This is a genomic window from Paraburkholderia sp. (genome assembly GCF_049581445.1).
In the GTDB taxonomy this organism is placed as follows: Bacteria; Pseudomonadota; Gammaproteobacteria; order Burkholderiales; family Burkholderiaceae; genus Paraburkholderia.
The window spans coordinates 1-19,775 of the sequence record NZ_JBAURZ010000078.1 but is presented as its reverse complement, the minus strand read 5'-3'; the positions used below and the strand labels follow the sequence as shown (position 1 = coordinate 19,775).

Annotated in this window: 17 protein-coding genes; 13 read left to right on the top strand and 4 right to left on the bottom strand. The window is 60.0% G+C overall.

Features of this window, described 5'->3' with window-relative positions:
* Position 1: 1 nt before the first annotated feature.
* A complete protein-coding gene (locus WCA85_RS06310) occupies positions 2-1,639 on the bottom strand; it encodes a methyl-accepting chemotaxis protein (RefSeq protein WP_424062309.1) in 1,638 nt (545 codons plus the stop codon).
* 273 nt (positions 1,640-1,912) lie between these two features.
* On the opposite strand from WCA85_RS06310, the gene WCA85_RS06305 reads away from it, so the two are divergent.
* The 7 genes from WCA85_RS06305 to WCA85_RS06275 all read left to right on the top strand — a co-directional run bounded on the left by WCA85_RS06305 (position 1,913) and on the right by WCA85_RS06275 (position 7,985).
* Positions 1,913-2,284 carry a CidA/LrgA family protein gene (locus tag WCA85_RS06305; protein WP_424062308.1) on the top strand — a complete coding sequence of 124 codons (372 nt, stop codon included), beginning with the start codon at positions 1,913-1,915 and terminating at the stop codon, positions 2,282-2,284.
* Entirely contained in the window at positions 2,281-3,021 is a 741-nt protein-coding gene (locus WCA85_RS06300; protein ID WP_424062307.1) for an LrgB family protein, read from the top strand. Before WCA85_RS06305 ends, WCA85_RS06300 begins: the two co-directional genes overlap by 4 nt.
* Positions 3,022-3,135: 114 nt before the next feature.
* Positions 3,136-3,939 carry a hypothetical protein gene (locus WCA85_RS06295; protein WP_424062306.1) on the top strand — a complete coding sequence of 268 codons (804 nt, stop codon included), beginning with the start codon at positions 3,136-3,138 and terminating at the stop codon, positions 3,937-3,939.
* Between the two features lie 554 nt (positions 3,940-4,493).
* On the top strand, positions 4,494-6,704 hold the full coding sequence (locus WCA85_RS06290) for a DUF6531 domain-containing protein (protein WP_424062305.1): 2,211 nt from the start codon (positions 4,494-4,496) through the stop codon (positions 6,702-6,704).
* Positions 6,704-7,240, top strand: a complete 537-nt coding sequence (locus tag WCA85_RS06285; RefSeq protein ID WP_424062304.1) for a hypothetical protein — start codon at positions 6,704-6,706, stop codon at positions 7,238-7,240. The genes WCA85_RS06290 and WCA85_RS06285 overlap by 1 nt, the downstream gene beginning before the upstream one ends.
* A 201-nt stretch (positions 7,241-7,441) precedes the next feature.
* A complete protein-coding gene (locus tag WCA85_RS06280) occupies positions 7,442-7,732 on the top strand; it encodes a hypothetical protein (RefSeq protein ID WP_424062303.1) in 291 nt (96 codons plus the stop codon).
* On the top strand, positions 7,725-7,985 hold the full coding sequence (locus WCA85_RS06275; RefSeq protein WP_424062302.1) for a hypothetical protein: 261 nt from the start codon (positions 7,725-7,727) through the stop codon (positions 7,983-7,985). The genes WCA85_RS06280 and WCA85_RS06275 overlap by 8 nt, the downstream gene beginning before the upstream one ends.
* Positions 7,986-8,528: 543 nt before the next feature.
* Here the strand turns inward: WCA85_RS06275 and WCA85_RS06270 are convergent.
* Positions 8,529-9,602 carry a Leu/Phe/Val dehydrogenase gene (locus tag WCA85_RS06270; RefSeq protein WP_424062301.1) on the bottom strand — a complete coding sequence of 358 codons (1,074 nt, stop codon included), beginning with the start codon at positions 9,600-9,602 and terminating at the stop codon, positions 8,529-8,531.
* A 290-nt stretch (positions 9,603-9,892) separates the two neighbouring features.
* Between WCA85_RS06270 and WCA85_RS06265 the strand changes: the two genes are divergently transcribed.
* From WCA85_RS06265 to WCA85_RS06240, 6 genes are all read left to right on the top strand, one after another.
* Positions 9,893-10,351 (top strand): Lrp/AsnC family transcriptional regulator, encoded by a 459-nt coding sequence (locus WCA85_RS06265; RefSeq protein ID WP_117334370.1) that lies wholly within the window; start codon positions 9,893-9,895, stop codon positions 10,349-10,351.
* Between the two features lie 831 nt (positions 10,352-11,182).
* Entirely contained in the window at positions 11,183-12,799 is a 1,617-nt protein-coding gene (locus tag WCA85_RS06260; protein ID WP_424062300.1) for a peptide ABC transporter substrate-binding protein, read from the top strand.
* Positions 12,800-12,824: 25 nt separating this feature from the next.
* Entirely contained in the window at positions 12,825-13,763 is a 939-nt protein-coding gene (locus WCA85_RS06255) for an ABC transporter permease subunit (RefSeq protein ID WP_424062299.1), read from the top strand.
* 76 nt (positions 13,764-13,839) lie between these two features.
* Positions 13,840-14,736 (top strand): ABC transporter permease, encoded by an 897-nt coding sequence (locus tag WCA85_RS06250; RefSeq protein WP_424062298.1) that lies wholly within the window; start codon positions 13,840-13,842, stop codon positions 14,734-14,736.
* 1 nt (position 14,737) lies between these two features.
* Positions 14,738-15,748, top strand: coding sequence for an ABC transporter ATP-binding protein (locus tag WCA85_RS06245; protein WP_424062297.1), 1,011 nt, complete (start codon positions 14,738-14,740; stop codon positions 15,746-15,748).
* 23 nt (positions 15,749-15,771) lie between these two features.
* Entirely contained in the window at positions 15,772-16,842 is a 1,071-nt protein-coding gene (locus WCA85_RS06240) for an ABC transporter ATP-binding protein (RefSeq protein ID WP_424062296.1), read from the top strand.
* Between the two features lie 118 nt (positions 16,843-16,960).
* Here WCA85_RS06240 and WCA85_RS06235 read toward each other — a convergent pair whose 3' ends face one another.
* Positions 16,961-17,437: a periplasmic heavy metal sensor gene (locus WCA85_RS06235; RefSeq protein ID WP_424062295.1), complete on the bottom strand. Its 477-nt coding sequence runs from the start codon at positions 17,435-17,437 to the stop codon at positions 16,961-16,963.
* A 343-nt stretch (positions 17,438-17,780) separates the two neighbouring features.
* Positions 17,781-18,878 (bottom strand): porin, encoded by a 1,098-nt coding sequence (locus WCA85_RS06230; RefSeq protein ID WP_424062294.1) that lies wholly within the window; start codon positions 18,876-18,878, stop codon positions 17,781-17,783.
* Between the last annotated feature and the right edge of the window lie 897 nt (positions 18,879-19,775).

Here is a 19,775-nt window from a genome sequence, read left to right as displayed (position 1 = left end):
GCTAAGCTGCAGTCCGCGCGGTGATCCGCACGCCCGAGGCCGTATTGCCGTGAGCACGCGCGCGACCGTCCGGTACGATTGCCGCATCCGTGCGAAATACGGCAACCGCCAAGGTCAGCCGACGCGCCTGATCTTCCAGTGAACTGGCCGCCGCAGCAGCCTGTTCGACGAGTGCCGCGTTCTGCTGCGTCACCTCATCCATCTGCGCGATGGCGAGATTGACCTGGTCGATGCCCGTGCTTTGCTCCGTCGCGGCGGCCGCAATTTCACCCATGATCGAACTCACCCGAGCGATAGCGGTGACGATCTCCGTCATGGTCGCCCCCGAGCGCTCGACCAGTTGTGCGCCGGTTTGCACGCGCGCGGTCGATTCGTCGATCAGCCCTTTGATCTCTTTGGCGGCACCCGCGCTGCGCTGCGCGAGCGAGCGCACTTCGCTTGCCACCACTGCAAAGCCACGGCCCTGTTCACCCGCGCGAGCCGCTTCGACCGCTGCGTTGAGCGCGAGAATATTGGTCTGGAAAGCGATGCCTTCGATCACGCCGATGATATCGGCAATCCGATGCGAGTCGGACACCATATGATTCATCGTGCCCACGACTTCCTGCGTCAACTCGCCGCCCTGCGCCGCAAGGGTCGACGCGCCCTGCGCGAGCGAGCTAGCCTGCTTGGCATTTTCGGCCGTCTGCTTGACGGTGGAGGTCAGCTCTTCGATGCTTGCCGCCGTCTCTTCGAGCGATGCGGCCTGCTCTTCGGTACGTTGCGACAGATCGGTGTTGCCGGCGGCGATTTCGCTCACACCGGTATCGATCGATTCGGTCCCCTGTCGCACCGTGTTCACGGTCGAAATCAGCGAGTCCTGCATCTTGCGCAGCGCGGCGGCGAGCTTGCCCATTTCATTGTCGCCGGTCATCTCGATGCGGCCCGTGAGGTCTCCGCCAGCAATGCGCTGGAACTGGCCGATAGTCGCATCAACCGGATGGACGATCGCCCGCACCAGCCAGACACGTCCCAGCCACGCGAACACCAGGGCCAGCGCCATGCCCACTGCAACCCCGACACTGACGGCATAGAAACGGTCCTGCGCGTCCTGATAACGCTGTGCGCCATGATCGAGTTGCAGTTGCTCGAGCGTCAGCATCGCCTTTTCGTACGCGCTGTAAAGCACCGACATCTTGTGAGCCTGCAATTCCTCGAAGGCGGACTTGTCACCGGCCTTGAGCGCGGCCATCGCCGGGTCCACGCCTTCGTGCAGGAACGTGTCGCGCTTGTCCTGCATGTCCTTGATGAGACGCTGTTCCTCGTCGTCGGTGCCGGCGCGGCTAAGATAGTGTGCGAGACGGTCGTTCGACAGCTTCAGATACTGGTCGAAGCGCTGCAGCACGGCCGAAGCGCCTTGCTGATCGTTCAGATCGACGAGCGACGCATAGGTCGCGAGAGCAAGGCGCAGGCGCAGGAGTTGCCCAGCGCTGCCTTCGAGATCGGCGACGGCCGGCGTATCCACCGTGTACATCTGCTGAAGCGACGCATTGCTCGCCCGCAGCGACAGTAATCCGGCCGCTGCGCCGCTCAACAGCACGACGCCGAAGAAAGCGATCATCACGGTGAGACACGTGCGAATCGAGAGGCTTTTGAACATGGACAAGATCTCCGTTGGGCTGCCTGGCTGAGGGTCGTGAAGGTTGGCGACGATTTCCCGTCAGGCGTGCTGCGCCCATGCCCTCTATCCAGGTCCGCAACTTGATTAAAATTTAAGCGAACGCCACACAGGACTACGGCTGTTTTTCAAAAAACTTGATGGCTTTGAAAGGAAACAACCTTACTGTTTTTTGATCCAGCTCAAGCGATCCTGGATACTGGTAGTTTGGCAACCGGCGTGCCGCCCTCGCGGCCGCTCTGACCGAGGACATTCATGCTGCGCGCGCTTGCAACTCTGCTGGTGTTCCAATGCCTGGGCGAAGGCGTTTCATATCTGTTCAAGCTGCCGGTGCCGGGGCCTGTTATCGGCATGCTGTTGCTGTTCGGCTTTCTGATGCTGCGTCCGCAGGCGGCTGACGCGATCGAACCCACCGCGCTCGAACTGCTACGTCATCTTTCACTGCTGTTTATTCCGGCCGGGGTGGGGATCATGGTGTCGGCGGGCAAGATTCGTGGCGATGGGCTCGCGGTGGTGGTGTCGCTCGCCGTCAGCACCACGCTCGCGATTGCCGTTACAGCGCTAGTCACCCGCGCCTTGCTGCGTCGGCAGCGCGGGGGCCCGGCTGTACTGGAGCATGCACAATGAGCGCGATTCCGAAGTTGGGCGCGATCTGGGTGTATCTGGCGGCGAGCCCGCTGCTTGGCCTGACGATCACGCTCGTGGCCTATCTGATCGCCCAGGCGCTGTATGCCAGGGCGCGCTTCAATCCGCTCGCGAATCCGGTGCTAATTGCGGTGGCGCTGCTCGTGGCGCTGCTCGAAATCACCGGCACACCCTACGCGACCTATTTCGAAGGTGCCCAGTTCGTCCACTTTCTGCTCGGGCCGGCTACGGTTGCTTTGGCTCTGCCGCTTTACCGGCAGTGGGCGAAGCTACGGCGCGCGGCGCTGCCGCTGATCGGTGGACTGGTGGCGGGCTCGTTGACGGCGATTCTGTCCGCGGTCGGCGTGGCGGCATTGTTCGGCGCGTCGCATCAGACCGTTGCATCGCTCGCGCCGAAGTCCGCGACCACGCCGATAGCGATGGCCGTCGCCGCCGAGATTGGCGGGATTCCTTCGTTGACGGCAGTACTCGTGATCATCACTGGGGTATTCGGCGCGGTAGTCGCCCGCTCGATCCTGAACCTGCTGCGCATCAAGGAACCCGAAGTGCGCGGCTTCGCGCTGGGCGTCGCCTCGCACGGCATCGGTACTGCGCGTGCTTTTCAGGTGAGCGAGGAAATGGGGGCGTTCGCCGGGCTTGGTATGGGTCTGAATGGCATTTTCACGGCATTCGTGGTGCCGGTGCTGTTACCGGTGATCTTCCACTGGTTCGCGCGCTGAGGGTCGCCCGAACAGAGTGCATCTGCCCCACTCCGACTACGCACACACGGAGGTTGCCGCAGCCGTTGAGTTGATGGAAAGTAGCGAAGCGGAACTTTCGCGGAGCCAAACACCATGTACGAGATTGGAACGGCCCTGGTGGTATTCGTGCTGTTACTGACCGGCACGGCTGCGGGCGTGCTCGTCAAACCGCTACTGCCTGAAGAGCATAAGGCTCACGAAACGGTGCAGCTGATCCAGTTGGTGATCGGCATGCTGGTGACCTTCGCCGCGCTGGTACTGGGGCTCATGACGGCGTCTGCGAAGAATAACTTCGATACCGTGGGCAACGATTTCCGCACCTACTCGGCCGACCTGATCGAACTCAACGCCACGTTGCGCCAATACGGCAACGATGCCACCCCGGTGCGGCAATTGCTGCGAGCGTACACGGCGGCGGCCATCGCCAGCACGTGGCCGCAGGAACCGCGCCCTGCTGGCAATTTTTATCCGGTCGACATCCCCGTGGAAAACAACTCGGAGAAGCTTGAAGACACCCGTCTTGGCGACATGCTCAACCTCGCCGGTCAGAAGCTACGTCAATTGAGCGCACCCGATACTTATCACGAGAAACTGCTGATGGATGGTATAGATCAGTTCGATCGAATCATCGCGGCACGCTGGAAGCTGATCGAAGAAGCGCACAGCACCATCTCCCAGCCGTTCTTCGCGACGCTGACCTTCTGGCTGTTCATCATCTTCGTGAGCTTCGGCCTGATCGCGCCGCGCAACGCGCTGGCTCTGGTGACAATCACGCTCGGGGCAATGTCGATTGCCTCCGCCGTATATGTGATCGTGGACCTCGATACTCCGTTCACCGGTCCGATCGTCGTTTCGAGCCAACCCATGCGCGACGCGCTCATGCATTTGAACCGCTAGCCTGGCGTCAGCAAGCCACTATCTTTTCGCAGGGCCATACCGCCGCTTCGCGTGCCGGAGCGATGCTGGTCGCGCGCACACGCTCGGCCAGTTCGAACACGCGCGGACCGATCGACCCACCTTCCGTGAGCGCCGCCTGCTCCTGTTCGCTTCCACCGACGGTTAGGGAGTTATCTCCATAGTGCCGGGCTCATGGATGACATGCATTTGCATGCCTTCCCACATCACGCGCAGATTGGGATGCAGATCCGCATGTGCGCGCGCAAGGAAAATCCAGATTTAGGAATTGTCGGATTTAAGAACATTTCAGACTCCTTAAAGTTGTGACAGCAGTCCCAATCAAAGTCAAAAGCAAAAGGAGAAATATGAAACTTCGGCGATCCTGGAGACGCGTGGCACGCGGAGTTGTTCGACTATCCGCGACGTGTTGTATGTTGATGTTTGGTGCTTACGCCAACCCGGCAGACTACACGCAGTGCATGCAGACCTATCAGAAATCTCTGGGGATTCCGGGGAGCCCCATCTGTGCTATCCAGGTTGCAGGAACGTCTCCCATGTCTAGAGGTCAAGGCGATCCGTTCAACAGCATCAACTACTACAACTGCCCGAATGCTGCGGACTGGATACAGAGCTATTGCGCGGGCGCGCCCGTCCCACCTTCTCAAGAAGGCTCCTGCCCGGTCGCAGATCCGGTATTGCCAGCGGAGGGGATCGTCACGCTCGCCGAGGCTGACTTTGCGAATGGTGACGCGCTCCCGCTTGTCTTTGAGCGCACCTATCTTTCCAGGATTTATGACACTCAGCAGACGGCGATGGGCCCCAACTGGGTCAACAACTGGCAGCGAAGGATTGATCTGACAGCGGTCACTGCGAGTACGCCGCAAATCACTGTTTATCGGGGCGGCCAGCAGCCACTGACGTTCAAATGGAACGGGAAAGCATGGACCTTGCTGGGAAATCGCGGGCTCTCGCTAACGAAAACCGCCGACGGCTACTACTACTATCTGAAAGACGAATTGCTCGGTACGACGGAAGCCTATGCGGTTAGCACCGGCGAACTGTATTCCGAGACGACTCGCACGGGGATGGTCCGCAAGTTTCTGTTCGACTACAGAAACCGGATGATTCAGATCAACGAGACACCCGTTGACAACATCGGACCGAACAGATTCAAGCTCAATCTTGACTACGACGATAGCGACCGCATCGTTGCGATGACAGATCCTTTGGGCAAGGTCACGCGGTATGCGTACGACGCAAAAGGCAATCTTGCTTCGGTAACCCATCCAGATGGATCCATCCGCCAATATCTGTACGAGGATGCCCGCTTCCCTAACACCCTGACAGGCGCAAAGGACGAATCCGGCTCGCTGATCGCGACGTGGACATACGATGCCAAGGCGCGTGTGATATCGGTCACGCACCCCGACACGAAGCGCAATACAACGCTCAGCTACGCGTCGTCCGGCAGCACGACGCTCAGCAACATGTACGGGACGAGCACGTTCAATTTCAGTTTTCCAGACGCCTGGCGTCCCGTTTCAATTGTCACACCGGATGGAACGGTATCGCGCCAGTGGGACACGGCAGGGAATCTGACGCAGAGGACGACTCCCGAAGGAAACACCCAGTACACGTGGGACAGCGCCAACCGGCCAACGAAATCAATTGCGACGGTCGCCGGGAACAAGACAATCACGACAATTGAGTACAACGATGCTAGCTCGCTGCGTCCGCACCTGGTGGCCACGCCGGGCAGGATTCGAGCGTTTGTTTATGACTCACACAACAACGTCACGGGCTACGCAGAGCAAGAGACAACCGACGCCACAGGCGAACTAGGGATGCAGGCAGCCAAGGCTAGCAACATCCTGACGGTTGGTGCCGGCTACGATGGGGCAGACCGTCTGACGTCGGCCACGATTACCCAGAATGGCACGAAGACTGAAGACTGGACCTACACGTACGACGCAAGAGGCAACATCGCAACGACGCAGGATACCGTGTCGGGTTGGTCGATGCGGACGCTCGATCGTGATGCTGCGAATCGCGCTACCGCTATAGTAGGCAATAGCGGCCAGGCAGCTATTAGTTACGATGACCGCGGCCGTGTGTCTGTATTTCAGTACGACGAGAAGGCGAGTGCTGCGAACGGCGGGCTCGCTCGAAAGCTCGTGGTTCGGTATGGTTATGCACTGGATGGAACTATATCGACGCGTGCCGCGACAGTGGCGACGAATGGCGGTGCTGCGCAGGCGATTAGTGATGCTGAACTGGATGTTTGGCTTACCAACTGGGAGTTGGGTAACGAGCCGGTTTCGCCGCCGGCTAATCTCACGGGGCTGAAGTCTGACCCGGACGCATCCGTTCCAAGGCTTTGCGTTGAATGCTACATGACGTCAAAAGCAAAGCTGACCTGGAAGCTCTTTGGGACGGAAATAGACGCCGCATACGGAAAGTCGGGCGACACTGTGGAGCTGATACTAAGCGATCAGTCTCAGGTTCCCTATCCGGCACTTGTGCCAGATTCGACCCGTTCCGCAAAGACCGCAATGCTTTACAGCAGAGTTTTCGGAGCCGGAACCGGCGACGGTGGAATGGTAAAGTGCGGTGGCAGGGAAGCTCACGAAAGTGAGTGCTATGCGCAGTATGAAAACGATATGGACGAATGCACGGCGATTTACAAGCCGATGCTCGACATTAGGCGGCTCGCGCTGTGCAGACAAAAGGCGTTTGACAGATATCAAGCGTGCAGAGGATATTGATGGCCAAACATACTTCCTATTCTGTGATTCTTACCTACAACCAAGATCTGCAACAACTCATCGTTTGTACGGTCGATGCGAACAGCCTCTCCCCGCTCGTCGCTGGAAGAATGGGCGTGGTCATGGCTGATGAACACAACTTCAAGCTTGACGACAAATTTGCGCGACAGCTTGGAGTTGGAATGCTCAATACGATTGCTCTGGGTCAGCCGGAACTCAAGCAACACATGACCATTACCCCGTACCCACGTGACGGATCGAACGGTGCAAGGCTATCGATAGCCGAACATAAGCCGCATTCTGTAGCCCTGTCTTACATCGACAGTCCCCGACAATTGCTAGTGCATACCGTTGATACGGCCAAGCTGGGCCCGCTCGTGGCCGGACGGATGCATCTGCCCGTTTGGGATGTACCCGATCCCAAGATTGACGGCGAATTCGCGCGGCGACTTGGAGTCGGAATGCTCAACTTGATTGCACTAGGTCAGCCTAACATCGAGCAATTCATCACCGTCACGCAGCAGCCAATCGAATAGTCGTCGAAACTTTGATATAGCGAGTTGCAAGGAAGGTGCCCCAAAGCTATAACCCGAAAGGGACGGAGAACAACGTCGCCCTTTCCCTAATGCGTCTATGCATCGATTGCTTACCCGATAGACGGTGCCAGGGGCGTTGCGCTGGGCAAGCGGCTAGCCACAAGCATTCATAGATCATTAAGAGTGTAGAGGAGGTGTCTGATGACTATTATTCCACCGCGTTCCGTAATTTTACGCTACGACCAAGACAGCCAACGGTTGAATGTGCAGTTAGTTGAGCCAGCGAAACTGGCTCCGCTTTTGGCTGGATTGTTCACAGTACCGATCCTGCTAGACGATTTCGACTTCAGGCTTGACGATGAATTCGCACGTCGGCTGGGGGTCGCAATGCTCAATGCAGTTGCACTCGGTCAACCAGATATCAAGCAGTACATGACAGTAACGCGAGAGCCAATCGACAGGCCTAGTGGCGCAAAGCCTATCGATGGCTAGACATCCACCGTATTCTGTGGTTCTAACCTATTTCGAAGATCATCAAGAGTTTGCCCTTCAGGCTATTGATCGAGCCACGCTGGCTCCGCTCGTGGCCGGGACGCTCGAAATCCCGATCCTACTGGATGAGCACAATTTCAGCCTTGACGATGCGTTCGCCCGGCGGCTCGGGGGAGCGCTGCTGAGTCTGATTGCGCTAGGTCAGCCGGACATCAACCAATATATGAGCATCACCGATGACCCGATCGACTAGTCGCCAGAACAGTGATGTAGCGAGCCACGGGCAACGTGACTCAAAGCTATAAATCCAAAAGGGCGGAGGACAACGCCAACCTTTCCCTATAACAGCGCAGTGCGAGACTATTGATGGCTAAACACCCACCGTATTCCATGGTCCGCACCTACACCGAAGACCCTCAGCAGCTGATCATGCAAGCTGTAAATTCAACCAGACTGACGCCCATTATGTCCGGAGTTATGGAAGTACCATTTTTTCCGGATGACGATTAGTTCAAGTTCGACGACGAATTGGCGCGGCAACTTGGAGTTGCCGCGCTCAATGTGATTGCATTCGGACGACCTGAACTCAAACAGTCCCTAACGCTCACGCAGCAGCCAATCGAGCGGCCCACTAAACAGCGAGGCCACGAATCAGAAGGCGAGTGACTTGAAGCTATTAGACAAAAAGGACAGGGATCGCTCCCTGCCCCTTGTGTATTGTCCCTCGCAAAAAGCTGCGGTGGTTGCAACTCGGCGTACCTGATCACGACGCGCTCATGCATTTGAACCGATAGCCTCAGCAAGCCACCATCTTTTCACGCGCCCACGCCACCGCAGCACGCGCCGGGGCGATGCCGGTTGCGCGCACGCGCTCGGCCAGTTCGAACACACGCGGACCGATCTGCGCGACTTCCGCGAGCACCGCCTGCTCCTGCGCCGCACCGAGATATTCCCGCACACAACTGATAATGCCACCAGCATTCACCAAAAAATCAGGCGCGTAGAAAATGCCCCGGCGATGCAAAACATCGCCTTCAGCCAGCGAGATCAGCTGGTTATTCGCACCGCCCGCAATCACCTCGAAATTGCAATGCGCCGCGACCGCTTCAGTAATCGAGCCCCCGAGGGCGCACGGCGCGAACACATCCGCCTGCACGCTGGTGATTTCAGTCGTCGCCACCACTCGCGCATTAAACAGCTGCTGCGCGCGAGCCGTGCGCGTTTCGTCGATGTCGGCCACGATCAGTTGTGCGCCCGCCTGATGCAAACGCTCGCACAGATCCCAGCCTACCGAACCGAGCCCCTGCACCGCGACCGAGACGCCTTCCAGCGTGTTGCGCCCGAGTGCCGCCTCAACGGCCGCCAACAGACCCACGAACACGCCATACGCGGTCCGCGGCGACGGGTTGCCGCCGTACACGGCGTTCTCACGCGGAATGCCGCTCACATAGGAGGTTTCGCCTTGCACGGCGCGCATATCGTCAGCGGTCGTGCCGACGTCCTCAGCCGTGATGTAGATGCCTTCCAACGATGCCACGAGCCGGCCAAACGCCTGGAACAGCGCAGTCCGGTCGAGCGTTTGCGGACGACGCACCAGCACAGCCTTGCCGCCACCGAACGGCAGATCGGCGAGCGCGTTCTTGAACGCCATGCCTTGCGACAGACGCAGCGCGTCGTTGTACGCCTCATGGTCTGAAGCGTATTGCCAAAAACGGCAACCGCCGAATGCGGGGCCGCGAGCCGTGCTGTAGACGGCAACGATGGCTTGCAATCCGGAAGCCTCGTCCGTGGCCAGCACGATGCGTTCGTGGGCAAGTTCGCCGTGCAGCCCGAAAAGCGTGCCGGCGGCAGTGGTCGTCAGTCGGTCCATCTTGATTCCTTCCTTGTGGGCGGAGTGTTCAGTGTCCGCGTGAAGCGATGGCTTCACGCCAGGCCGCATGCCGTCCGGATCACGGCAACATGCGGAGTACAGGCAAGGCCGCCGCTTTCGCTTTGGGCGCACCTCGACCGCAAGAGTGTATGTGGCCAAATCAAGGGATTTCTTCTGTTTATCTGGCATTATCCTTCTGCTGGAAAAAGCATTGACTACGGTGCCATCTCCTTAAAGACGAATCTTCTTCGTTCGAATTGAACTCAATAAGCAACCTCCTGGCGGACCCCATGAAGCTCGATGCCATCGATCAGCGCATCCTGCGCGAGTTGCGCAACGACGGCCGCCTGTCCAACGCGAAACTTGCCGAACGCGTCGGGCTCTCCGCCACGCCCTGCTGGAACCGGGTACGCGCGCTCGAAGAGGCTGGCGTGATCGAAGGCTATGCGGCCCTGCTCAACCAGAAAGCGCTAGGTCTGCCAGATACCGTCATCATCGAGGTGACGCTCGACAAGCACGACGAGCGAACCTTGGAGCGCTTCGGCCAGGCACTCGCTGACCTGCCGGAAGTGGTGGAGGCATTCCTTGTGTCCGGCGAATACGACTACCTGATCAAGGTCGCGGTGGCGGGCACCGAAGGCTACGAGTCGTTCCTGCGGCGCAAGCTGTACCGGCTGCCGGGGTTTCAGAACAGCCGCTCGATCTTCGCGTTGCGCTGCCTGAAGCGCTCGGTATCCGTTGAGGTGTGACGCTTGCCCCCGCTCCGAAGTGGTGCGTATGCCGCACCAACCGGTCGTAGATCGATTCCTCTAGTTTTTTCAGCGTGGAAGCGCGCGGATTTTCGGCGTGATATAAGCTCGGAGCCGTCCGGCGGCGCAAGCATTCCTTACGGATGCCTAATCGCCCTCGTTTTCGCCGTTCAATCAACTGGTTGCATGGGAATCGAAGGGAGTTTGGGTCTCACCGTACCTAGACGATGCCTTTCATCTGGCATGTCTTCTGCTTACGCTGCCGTCGCCTCAAACCAGTGTGCCGCCGACACAATCGGCCCTCAACACTGACGGGACCTTTCGATACGGAAAGTTGCGCACCTCTGGCCAAACGCCAGCCGGATCAAGCGCATGACTGAAGATGCACGGTTCGTGCGTCTGCAGTCATCCAGAGTTGTGGCTTCAACGACAGGAAGAATCGTAAGTGAAACGTATGAAAACGGTATTGGCCGCGAGGCATGGAATGAGTAGCACGTCTTCGCTGGCGCGGCGGTATCCCGGATCATCAATGCAACCGATGGCGCACTGCGCGGACATCGGCATGTTCTCGGCATGTAACGCCCTCCCCATTCAACCGGTTAGCGACGCCGCCCGGCGCTGCTGGCTGTCGTTCAATCTTCTGCTCACTCACGTACCCATGGCACGCACGCCTTCGCCTGCGAACGCGCACGGCCTGCCATCCGGACTGATGTGAGCCTCGTTGTGCGTGTGACGCTGCGTTTTTCTTCCGCTCTCTTCTCGCCGCTCCCGAGACGACGGGCCGCGCTTTGCGTGCCGCATGTCTTTCGTTCTTCTCTTTCAATTCAACCCATGAAACTGACGCATCTTTCGATCGCGGCATTCACCGCTTTCACCCTCTCCTTTGCCGGCGCCGCGTCGGCGGTCACTGTGCCGCCGGGCGTCAAGCTCGCCGCGAAACAGGACATGACGCGTCAGGTGCCCACGGAAGTCGAATCGCTCGATCCCGCGCATATCGAATCGTGGACTGGCAACACGATTGGGCTCGATCTGTTCGAAGGACTGACCCGCATCGACGCTTCCGGCGCGGTGGTGCCAGGCGTCGCGGAGTCATGGACGCGCACCGCGCCTAACACCTGGGTTTTCAAGCTGCGTCATGACGCGAAGTGGAGCAATGGCGATCCGGTCACGGCAGCGGACTTCGTCTACTCATGGGAGCGCGTGCTGGATCCGAAAACCGGTTCGAAATATACGGTGCTGGTTGAATTCATCAAGAACGCCAAGACGATCATCGCCGGCAAGGCGCCGCTCACTTCGCTCGGTGCGCGAGCGATCGACCCGTACACGCTCGAAGTGAAGACCGACGTGCCGGCAGCCTTCTTCCCGGAACTCGCGGCGATGGCCACCATGGCGCCGGTCAACAAAGGCGCGGTCGCCAAATACGGCGATAGCTGGACGCGCCCCGGCAACCTGGTAAGCGACGGCGCGTACATGCTGACCGACTGGGAACCGAACAACCGCATCGTCATCAAGAAGAATCCAAATTACTGGAACGCGCATAGCGTCGTGATCTCCTCGGTCACCTACGCGATGGTGGAAAGCGACGAGACGGCAATGCGCATGTACCAGTCGGGGCAACTCGATTACACATACACGATTCCGTCCGGCATTTACGCGCAGGTCAGCAGGCAGTTCGGCGGCGAACTCAAGACCGGGGTGCAGATTGCGACTTACTTCTACAGCCTGAACGACAGCGACCCGGCGTTCCGTGATCCGCGTGTGCGGCAGGCGCTTTCGATGGTGATCGACCGTGATCTGCTCACCTCGAAGCTCACCCAGGCAGGTGAAGTACCGATGTACGGCCTGATTGCCAAAGGCACTAAAGGCGCCAACGTTTACACGCCGGATTGGGCAAGCTGGCCGATGCCCAAGCGCATCGAATACGCGCGTAGTCTGCTCAAGGCAGCGGGCTATTCGGACGCAAAACCGCTCACGTTCACGCTCACCTACAACACGAACGATCTGCACAAGAAGGTCGCACTCTTCTCGACGGCTCAATGGCGCGTCAACCTGGGCGTCAATGCGAAGCTGGAAAACGTCGAGTACAAGGTGCTGCTGAGCGAGCGTCATGCCGGCAAGGTGCAGGCCTCACGTGACGGCTGGTTCGTCGACTATAACGACGCCATGTCGTACTTCGACCAGTTGCGCTGCGGCAGCGTGCAAAACGATCAGCAGTACTGCAACCCGAAGGTCGATGCACTGGTCGATCAGGCCAATGCCCAACTCGACGATGCACAGCGCACCGCCCTGCTCACGCAGGCGCACAATCTGGCGATGAGCGAGACGCCGCTGATCCCGCTGTTCCAGTACTCCGCAGACCGGCTTGTGAAGCCGTACGTGGGCGGGTATCTGGCTACCAACTACATCGACCAGCGCGCCTCGCAGGACATGTACCTGCTCGCCCACTGATCGCGCACAAGTAAAGGGATCTTTCATGTTCGCTTACGCGCTGCGCCGCACCCTGTGGGTCATTCCCACCGTGCTGGCGGTGATTACCGTGTGCTATCTGATGCTGCACGCAACCCCTGGTGGTCCGTTCGACACCGATAAGCATTTGTCCGATGCCGCGCTCGCCAACCTCAATGCGAAATATCACCTCGACCAGCCGCTCTGGAAGCAGTACCTGCTTTATCTGAACGCGCTGCTGCATGGTGATCTGGGGCCGTCGATCCGCTACGCCGACTGGTCCGTCAACGACCTCGTCGGCAAGGCACTGCCGGTGAGCCTCGGCGTGGGCGGCCTTTCTGTGCCGATCGCGCTGGTGCTCGGCGTGCTGCTCGGCACGGCCGCTGCCGTGCGCCGCGACGGCTTCACCGACCGCGTAGTGATGCTGCTCGGCAACCTCGGCAACGTCATCCCACCGTTCGTGCTCGGCCCCGTGCTGGTGTGGGTGTTTGCGATTCTGCTCAGGCGCGGGGACGGCCACGGCTGGCTGCCCGCCGGCGGCTGGGGCGACGGCGGTTGGCAGTATCGCGTGCTGCCCATGACCTTGCTCGTGATCATCAACGTCTCGTCGATTGCACGCGTGATGCGCGGCAGCATGATCGAAGTGCTGTCGGGCAATTTCATCCGCACGGCGCGCGCCAAGGGGCTGCCCGGCCATGTGATCGTGCTGCGCCACGCGCTCAAGCCCGCGCTCATGCCGGTGGTGTCGCTGCTCGGCTCGATCTGCATCTCGTCGATCACCGCCGCGGTTGTGACGGAGTCGGTGTTCGCGCTGCCGGGTCTGGGCCAACTGGTCGTCGACGGCGCCATCAACCGCGATTACACACTGGTGCTCGGACTCGTCGTGCTGACTACCGTCGCCGCCGTATTCTTCAACCTGCTCGTCGATCTGGCGTACGCGTGGCTCGATCCGCGCATCCGCTATTGAAGGTGCTTTTACACGCCAATGTGCGAGCCCTTATGCGGACCCGCATCGATCACCGAATCTAGCCATAGTTGAAGCCATGAACTCACCCACTACCGCCACAGCAGCCGCTACCGCCGCGCCTCCGCGCTCGCGCAGTCCGCTTGCGCTGGCCTTCCGGCAATTTCTCAAGAACCGCGCCGCGCTCGCAAGCCTCGTGATTCTCGCGTTGATCGTGATTGCCTGTTTTGCCGGGCCGCTGTTTTTGCCCAACGATCCCGCCGCCAACGATTGGGGCGCGATAAGCGTGCCGCCTACGCTGCTGGGCATGCACTGGTTCGGCACCGACGAACTCGGCCGTGATCTGCTGGTGCGCACGCTCGCCGGTGGGCGCGTGTCGCTCGAAGTGGGCCTGCTGGGCACGCTGGTGTCGGGCCTGATTGGCGTCGCCTGGGGCGCGACGGCCGGTTATATCGGCGGACGCACGGACGCGGTGATGATGCGTATCGTCGACATGATGTACGCGATCCCCTACATGCTGATCGCGATCCTGATGATGACGCTTTTCGGTCGCGCTTTCTATCTGGTGGTGCTGACGATCAGCGCGTTCTCGTGGCTCGACATGGCGCGCGTCGTGCGCGGCCAGACGCTGTCGTTGCGAACCCGCGAATTTATCGACGCGGCACGCGCCACTGGCGTGAGCACGCCTTCTATCATCACGCGACATATCGTGCCGAACCTGCTGGGCGTGGTGGTCGTGTATGCAACCGTCACGGTGCCGGGCATCGTGTTGACCGAATCGGTGCTGTCGTTTCTCGGACTCGGCGTGCAGGAACCGATGACAAGCTGGGGCGTGCTGATCAACGACGGAGCGCAAAAACTCGAGTCGATGCCGTGGCTGCTGCTGTGCCCTGCCATCGCGCTGTGCGTGACGTTGTACTGCGTGAATTTCGTCGGCGATGGCCTGCGTGACGCGCTCGATACCAAGGAGCGTTGAGATGGCCCTACTGGAAGTCAAAGACCTCGGCGTGCGCTTCACGCGCCGCGATGCGTCGCCTGTCGAAGCGGTACAGCGCGTTTCGTTCACGCTGGAAAAAGGCAAAACCCTTGGGATCGTAGGCGAGTCCGGCTCGGGCAAGAGCCAGACGGTGATGGCGCTCCTGGGACTTCTGCCGGGCAATGGCCAGGCATCCGGCGAAGCGCTCTACGCGGGACGCAATCTGCTGACGCTCAGTCAGCGTGAGATGAACCAGATTCGCGGCGATCGGATCGGCATGGTGTTTCAGGACCCCATGACTTCGCTGAATCCGTTCCTCACGGTCGAGCGGCAAATGACCGAAGCGCTGCAGCAGCACCGCGGCGTATCGCGTCGCGAGGCGCGCCGCCAGGCGATTAAGTCTCTGCAACGCGTGTGGATTCCGGATGCGGCCCAGCGTATTGATCGGTATCCGCATGAGTTTTCAGGTGGCATGCGGCAGCGCGTGACGATTGCGACCGCGCTGCTGACCGAACCCGAGATCCTGATTGCCGACGAACCGACCACCGCGCTCGACGTCACGGTGCAGGCGCAGATCATTGAACTGCTGCGCGAACTGAACCGGGATCTCGGCACCGCGATCATTCTGATTACGCATGACATGGGTGTCGTGGCGGGACTCGCCGACGACGTGATGGTGATGTACGCCGGCCGCACGGTTGAACGTGCAAGCGCACAGGGACTGTTCGAGACGCCGACCCATCCGTACACACGCGGATTGCTCGACGCGCTACCGCGACTCGAAGACGATGCCGAGATGGCCGATGGTATCGATGCGCCGCTGCGCACGATTGCGGGCAACCCGCCTGCACCTGGTGAAACCATCGAAGGCTGTGCGTTTGCGCCGCGCTGCGCGAGTGCGCAGGAACGCTGTCACGGCACGCGGCCGGCGCTTGAGCCGATCGGCGGTATGAAGGACGGATGGCGCGCATGTCTGCGGCCGATCTCGGAGATTGCGGAGGTGGTACGGTGAGCGAAACGGCAACGAGTATGACAATGTCTCCGGTCGAAGCTGCGGCAATGCCGCGCTCATCAGCGAATGCGGCGGGCGAAACGGTTCTGTCGGTGCAGGACCTCAAGGTTCATTTCAAGGTACCGCGTGGCGCGTATCCATGGTCGAGTAAAGCAACGCTGCGCGCGGTCGAAGGCGTGTCGTTCCAGATTCGCCGCGGCGAAACCGTGGGGCTCGTCGGCGAGTCGGGCTGCGGCAAGTCGACGCTCGCACGCGCGATCATTGGCCTGACGCCTGTAACGGCGGGCAGCGTGCGCTGGCGCGACACCGAAACGGTCCGCGACGGCCACCGCCCCGCCGCCGCAGTGGAGCGGCTGCGCAAAGACGTGCAGATGGTATTTCAAGACCCGCTTGCATCGCTCGATCCGCGCATGACGATCGAGCAGATCGTCGCCGAGCCGCTCAAGGTGCAACGCCAAGGGCTCGGCCGCGATGAGACGCGAGCACGCGTGCTGACGATGCTCGAACGTGTCGGCCTGGGCGCGCATCATCTGGCGCGCTATGCACATGAGTTTTCCGGCGGCCAGTGTCAGCGGATCGGCATTGCCCGCGCGCTGGTCGGCGAGCCTCAACTGGTGATCTGCGATGAACCCGTCTCCGCGCTCGACGTGTCGATCCAGGCGCAGATCGTCAATTTGCTGCGTGATCTGCAGCGCGAACTGTCGCTCTCGTTGCTGTTCGTCGCGCACGATCTGGCGGTCGTCAAGGCGATCAGTCACCGCGTGCTGGTGATGTATCTGGGACGCGTGATGGAGCTTGGTACGCGGCATGAGGTGTACGGTTCCCCGCAGCATCCTTATACGCGGGCGCTGCTGTCGGCCGTTCCACGGCCTGACCCGGCAACTGAGCGCACGCGCAAACACGCCGTGCTGACTGGAGAAATGCCGTCGCCGCTGAATTTACCTTCGGGATGCGCGTTTCGCACGCGCTGCCCGGACGCGATTGGCGCTTGTGCGGAAGACGTGCCGCAGCCGGTGTCGCGTGGGACGGGGGATCGACGGGTGGCGTGTATTCGTGTCGGCGTGGAACGGGATCAGGCGCCGAGCGCTGCATAACCCGTGAGAAGTGCGGCGCTGCAATCCACGCTTGCTGGATTGCAGCGCACTGCTGAAAGACACGCGAGGCGAAAGCCCGCGATGAAACTAAAGTGAACCACGACCCGATGCATGCGGCTTACAGGCCGGTTCTGGGTTCATAAGGCTTGCCGGGATGCTGCGCGATAGCCTGGAACTGAGGCGCCAGCACTGAACTCACGCTGGTCTTCTGCTGGTTGTTCAGACTTTCATACAGCGTGATCCACGCATTGGCCGACTGCTCGCGCAGTTTGGCGTCTTCCTGCTCTACTTTCAGATGCGCGGCGTGTACGGCCCGCAAATCAATGATCGGCTGCTGTTCTGCAGCCTGAATTTGCTGCTGCACCTGATCTTCATTCATACGCGCGCTGACGTGGCTCTCCTGCATGGTGTCCATCGCTGTCTGCCACAAGTTTTGCTGAGTCGGCGTCAGGTTCAGTTGCGGCTCCAGTTGCTTCATGGCCGGGATGAACTGGCTTGTGGCCGTCGAGTCGTTCGGCGCGGCTTGTGCGACGCCAATACTGATCGTGAGTGCGGCAAGCGTTGCTGCGACCATCCTAAATACGGTGCTCTTCATCATATTCTCCTCAGTCGATTGCGATTGGTTGTCTGGTCCGGGTCAGCGTCTTTGCTTCCGGATCCATGACCAGCATCGTATTCGTGGAGAATTAGGAAAAAATGAGGTGCTTAAGCGCTAGCAGCCTTGCGGGTGCGCTTGAAGAAGAGAGCGAGGGGCGTTCCTGGCAAGCAGCGAAGCTATGCGCGGTGTGTGCGAATTCTGAAGGAGTGTTGCTAGCTTCGCGGTCGGAATCTCTCACTTGATCCGAGTTCCGCAATGCGTGTTCGCGATGATCGATAGCGCATTGCGCGCTACGAGGCGGCGTAGAACAAAACAGCCGCCTCGTCCATCTCATGTCGCTTTAGAACAGGTTGCGCATACCGATTGCCACACCGGTCTGGTTGTTGCGGCCCGGGTAGTCCAGCAGGTACGCGCCGTTACCGCGCGTGAAGTCAACCGTGCCATATACTTCAGTGCGCTTGGACAGCGAGTACTCGGCCAGTACCGTAGCGGAGTAGTTGATGCCGACGCCGAGGCCGCCGTCGAGCATCGCTGCGTTGCGGGCGTGCCCGTAGTAGCCCGCGAACGTCAACGCCAGCGGTGCCGTCGCCTGCCACGTCGAGCCGAGGTAGAAGTTATCGTCGATACGGTTCGGACTCGCGGCCGCAGCTGCGAGCGCCGGCGCGCCGGACTGCTGCTCGGCGAAATCGACCGTGCCGGTGTTGTCCTGCGAATGCAGCCAACCGCCGAGGAGCTTTATGGTCGGGGTGACGGAGTACACGGCGCTCACGTTCAAGATGTTGAACTTCTTGCCCGACACGTCATTTTGCTGGAAGCCGACGTCTGCCGACACCGGGCCCGTCGTGTACGAGGCCGTGAAGCCGTACATGCTGTCAGTGCCCGTGCTGCCCGGCACACCGCCGAAGCCGTACATACCTTCGACCTGCAGGCCGCCAAACGTGCCGTTGTACTTGACCGAGCTATTCGTGAACAGGAACGGACCGACCGGGTTGTACGCCCAGCTGTCCTGCCAGAAGTCGGCGACGGTCAACGGATCGTAGGTGTTACCCATCTGCTCGAAGAACGGTGTCTGTTGACGACCGAGGGTCACCGTACCGTACTGGTTGCTCGACAGCCCGACGTAGGATTGACGCTGGAACAGCTGGTTGGAGGTGTTGTCGAGTTTGCCCGACCAGAGCTGGAACTGGTTTTCGAGCCTGAAGACTGCCGACAGGCCGCCGCCCAGATCTTCGCTACCCTTCAAGCCCCAACGGCTAGGGGTCTCGACGCCTTCGCCCATCGCGACCAGGCCGTTGTTGTTTGAGTCCGCGTTCGTCAGGTAACGGACCGTCGTGTCGACGAGGCCGTACAGCGTGACCGAACTCTGTGCGAATGCAGCGGGCGCGACCAGCATGAGTGCCGCAGCACCGGAACATGCCATGAGATGAGCTTTCTTCATCCGACTCTCCGCGTTTTCTTTATGTTTAGGTGACATGGCACCTTTGTGACAGGTGCCAGAACGTGCGCGGATATTAGGCGTTCCCAACAAACCAACTTATAGGTGTAAGCCCGACTTGCCTTGGATTTTGATCATTTTGGAACCAACGCGCGGCCGCTTTTATTGTCGCCTGGCGTGCTAAGGGACTGAATTTTGCGGCTGATCGCGATGCCATCTGCATTAGTCACGCACGATTAAAGCGCTCGGCGCAGGGCATCACAATGTTGTAAATCTGCCAACTGGCGGTGGGGGCTTGTATTGTTCGCGTCGAAAAAACCGCGCGACGCGTATGCGCGGCGGCTCTATCCCTGTGTTCGAAGAAGTACCAGTCCCCGGGTCCTCTTGAAAACGGAGGTCGCGCGAATTGTGGCAACGTGGTCTGCGGTCGCGAAATGCTGGCTCATCGCTTGCACATTGCACGGAATCCTAACTAAGCGTCAGGGAACCACGTAGCAAAACCTGAGAAGTGCAGATGCCAACGTTCCGGTGAGGCGGCAAAGAGTGTATCGGCAGCACCACCGGCGAACACGGGCACCCGTCATCCCGGAAGGCGATGCTCTCGTGTGACACCCGCTTGACACTACGAACCACGCGCTTTGGCTGAACCGCCGGCCCCGAAAATGAGCGGTACGATCACGCTACGCGCCATGCGAGGTTTTAGAAGCGCCGAACAAAACAGAAAAGGCCGGAGACCTTCATGTAACCCTTTGATTACACGCGGCATCCGGCCCTGTCTTTAGAACCTGCTGCACGCTTCCGGGCTAGAACGGAATATCGTCATCCATCTCATCAAAGCCGCCGCCGGCCGGTGCGCTCGGACGGCTGGAACCACCGCCGCCACCGCTACCACCACGCGAG

What these genes read in the sequence shown, in the direction of transcription:
- WCA85_RS06260 (WP_424062300.1), top strand. Translation starts at nt 11,183, where the DNA reads ATGAAACTGACGCATCTTTCGATCGCGGCATTCACCGCTTTCACCCTC.
- WCA85_RS06295 (WP_424062306.1), top strand. Translation starts at nt 3,136, where the DNA reads ATGTACGAGATTGGAACGGCCCTGGTGGTATTCGTGCTGTTACTGACC.
- WCA85_RS06285 (WP_424062304.1), top strand. Translation starts at nt 6,704, where the DNA reads ATGGCCAAACATACTTCCTATTCTGTGATTCTTACCTACAACCAAGAT.
- WCA85_RS06305 (WP_424062308.1), top strand. Translation starts at nt 1,913, where the DNA reads ATGCTGCGCGCGCTTGCAACTCTGCTGGTGTTCCAATGCCTGGGCGAA.
- WCA85_RS06270 (WP_424062301.1), bottom strand. Translation starts at nt 9,602, where the DNA reads ATGGACCGACTGACGACCACTGCCGCCGGCACGCTTTTCGGGCTGCAC.
- WCA85_RS06245 (WP_424062297.1), top strand. Translation starts at nt 14,738, where the DNA reads ATGGCCCTACTGGAAGTCAAAGACCTCGGCGTGCGCTTCACGCGCCGC.
- WCA85_RS06275 (WP_424062302.1), top strand. Translation starts at nt 7,725, where the DNA reads ATGGCTAGACATCCACCGTATTCTGTGGTTCTAACCTATTTCGAAGAT.
- WCA85_RS06255 (WP_424062299.1), top strand. Translation starts at nt 12,825, where the DNA reads ATGTTCGCTTACGCGCTGCGCCGCACCCTGTGGGTCATTCCCACCGTG.
- WCA85_RS06300 (WP_424062307.1), top strand. Translation starts at nt 2,281, where the DNA reads ATGAGCGCGATTCCGAAGTTGGGCGCGATCTGGGTGTATCTGGCGGCG.
- WCA85_RS06235 (WP_424062295.1), bottom strand. Translation starts at nt 17,437, where the DNA reads ATGAAGAGCACCGTATTTAGGATGGTCGCAGCAACGCTTGCCGCACTC.
- WCA85_RS06250 (WP_424062298.1), top strand. Translation starts at nt 13,840, where the DNA reads ATGAACTCACCCACTACCGCCACAGCAGCCGCTACCGCCGCGCCTCCG.
- WCA85_RS06310 (WP_424062309.1), bottom strand. Translation starts at nt 1,639, where the DNA reads ATGTTCAAAAGCCTCTCGATTCGCACGTGTCTCACCGTGATGATCGCT.
- WCA85_RS06240 (WP_424062296.1), top strand. Translation starts at nt 15,772, where the DNA reads ATGTCTCCGGTCGAAGCTGCGGCAATGCCGCGCTCATCAGCGAATGCG.
- WCA85_RS06265 (WP_117334370.1), top strand. Translation starts at nt 9,893, where the DNA reads ATGAAGCTCGATGCCATCGATCAGCGCATCCTGCGCGAGTTGCGCAAC.
- WCA85_RS06280 (WP_424062303.1), top strand. Translation starts at nt 7,442, where the DNA reads ATGACTATTATTCCACCGCGTTCCGTAATTTTACGCTACGACCAAGAC.
- WCA85_RS06230 (WP_424062294.1), bottom strand. Translation starts at nt 18,878, where the DNA reads ATGAAGAAAGCTCATCTCATGGCATGTTCCGGTGCTGCGGCACTCATG.
- WCA85_RS06290 (WP_424062305.1), top strand. Translation starts at nt 4,494, where the DNA reads ATGTCTAGAGGTCAAGGCGATCCGTTCAACAGCATCAACTACTACAAC.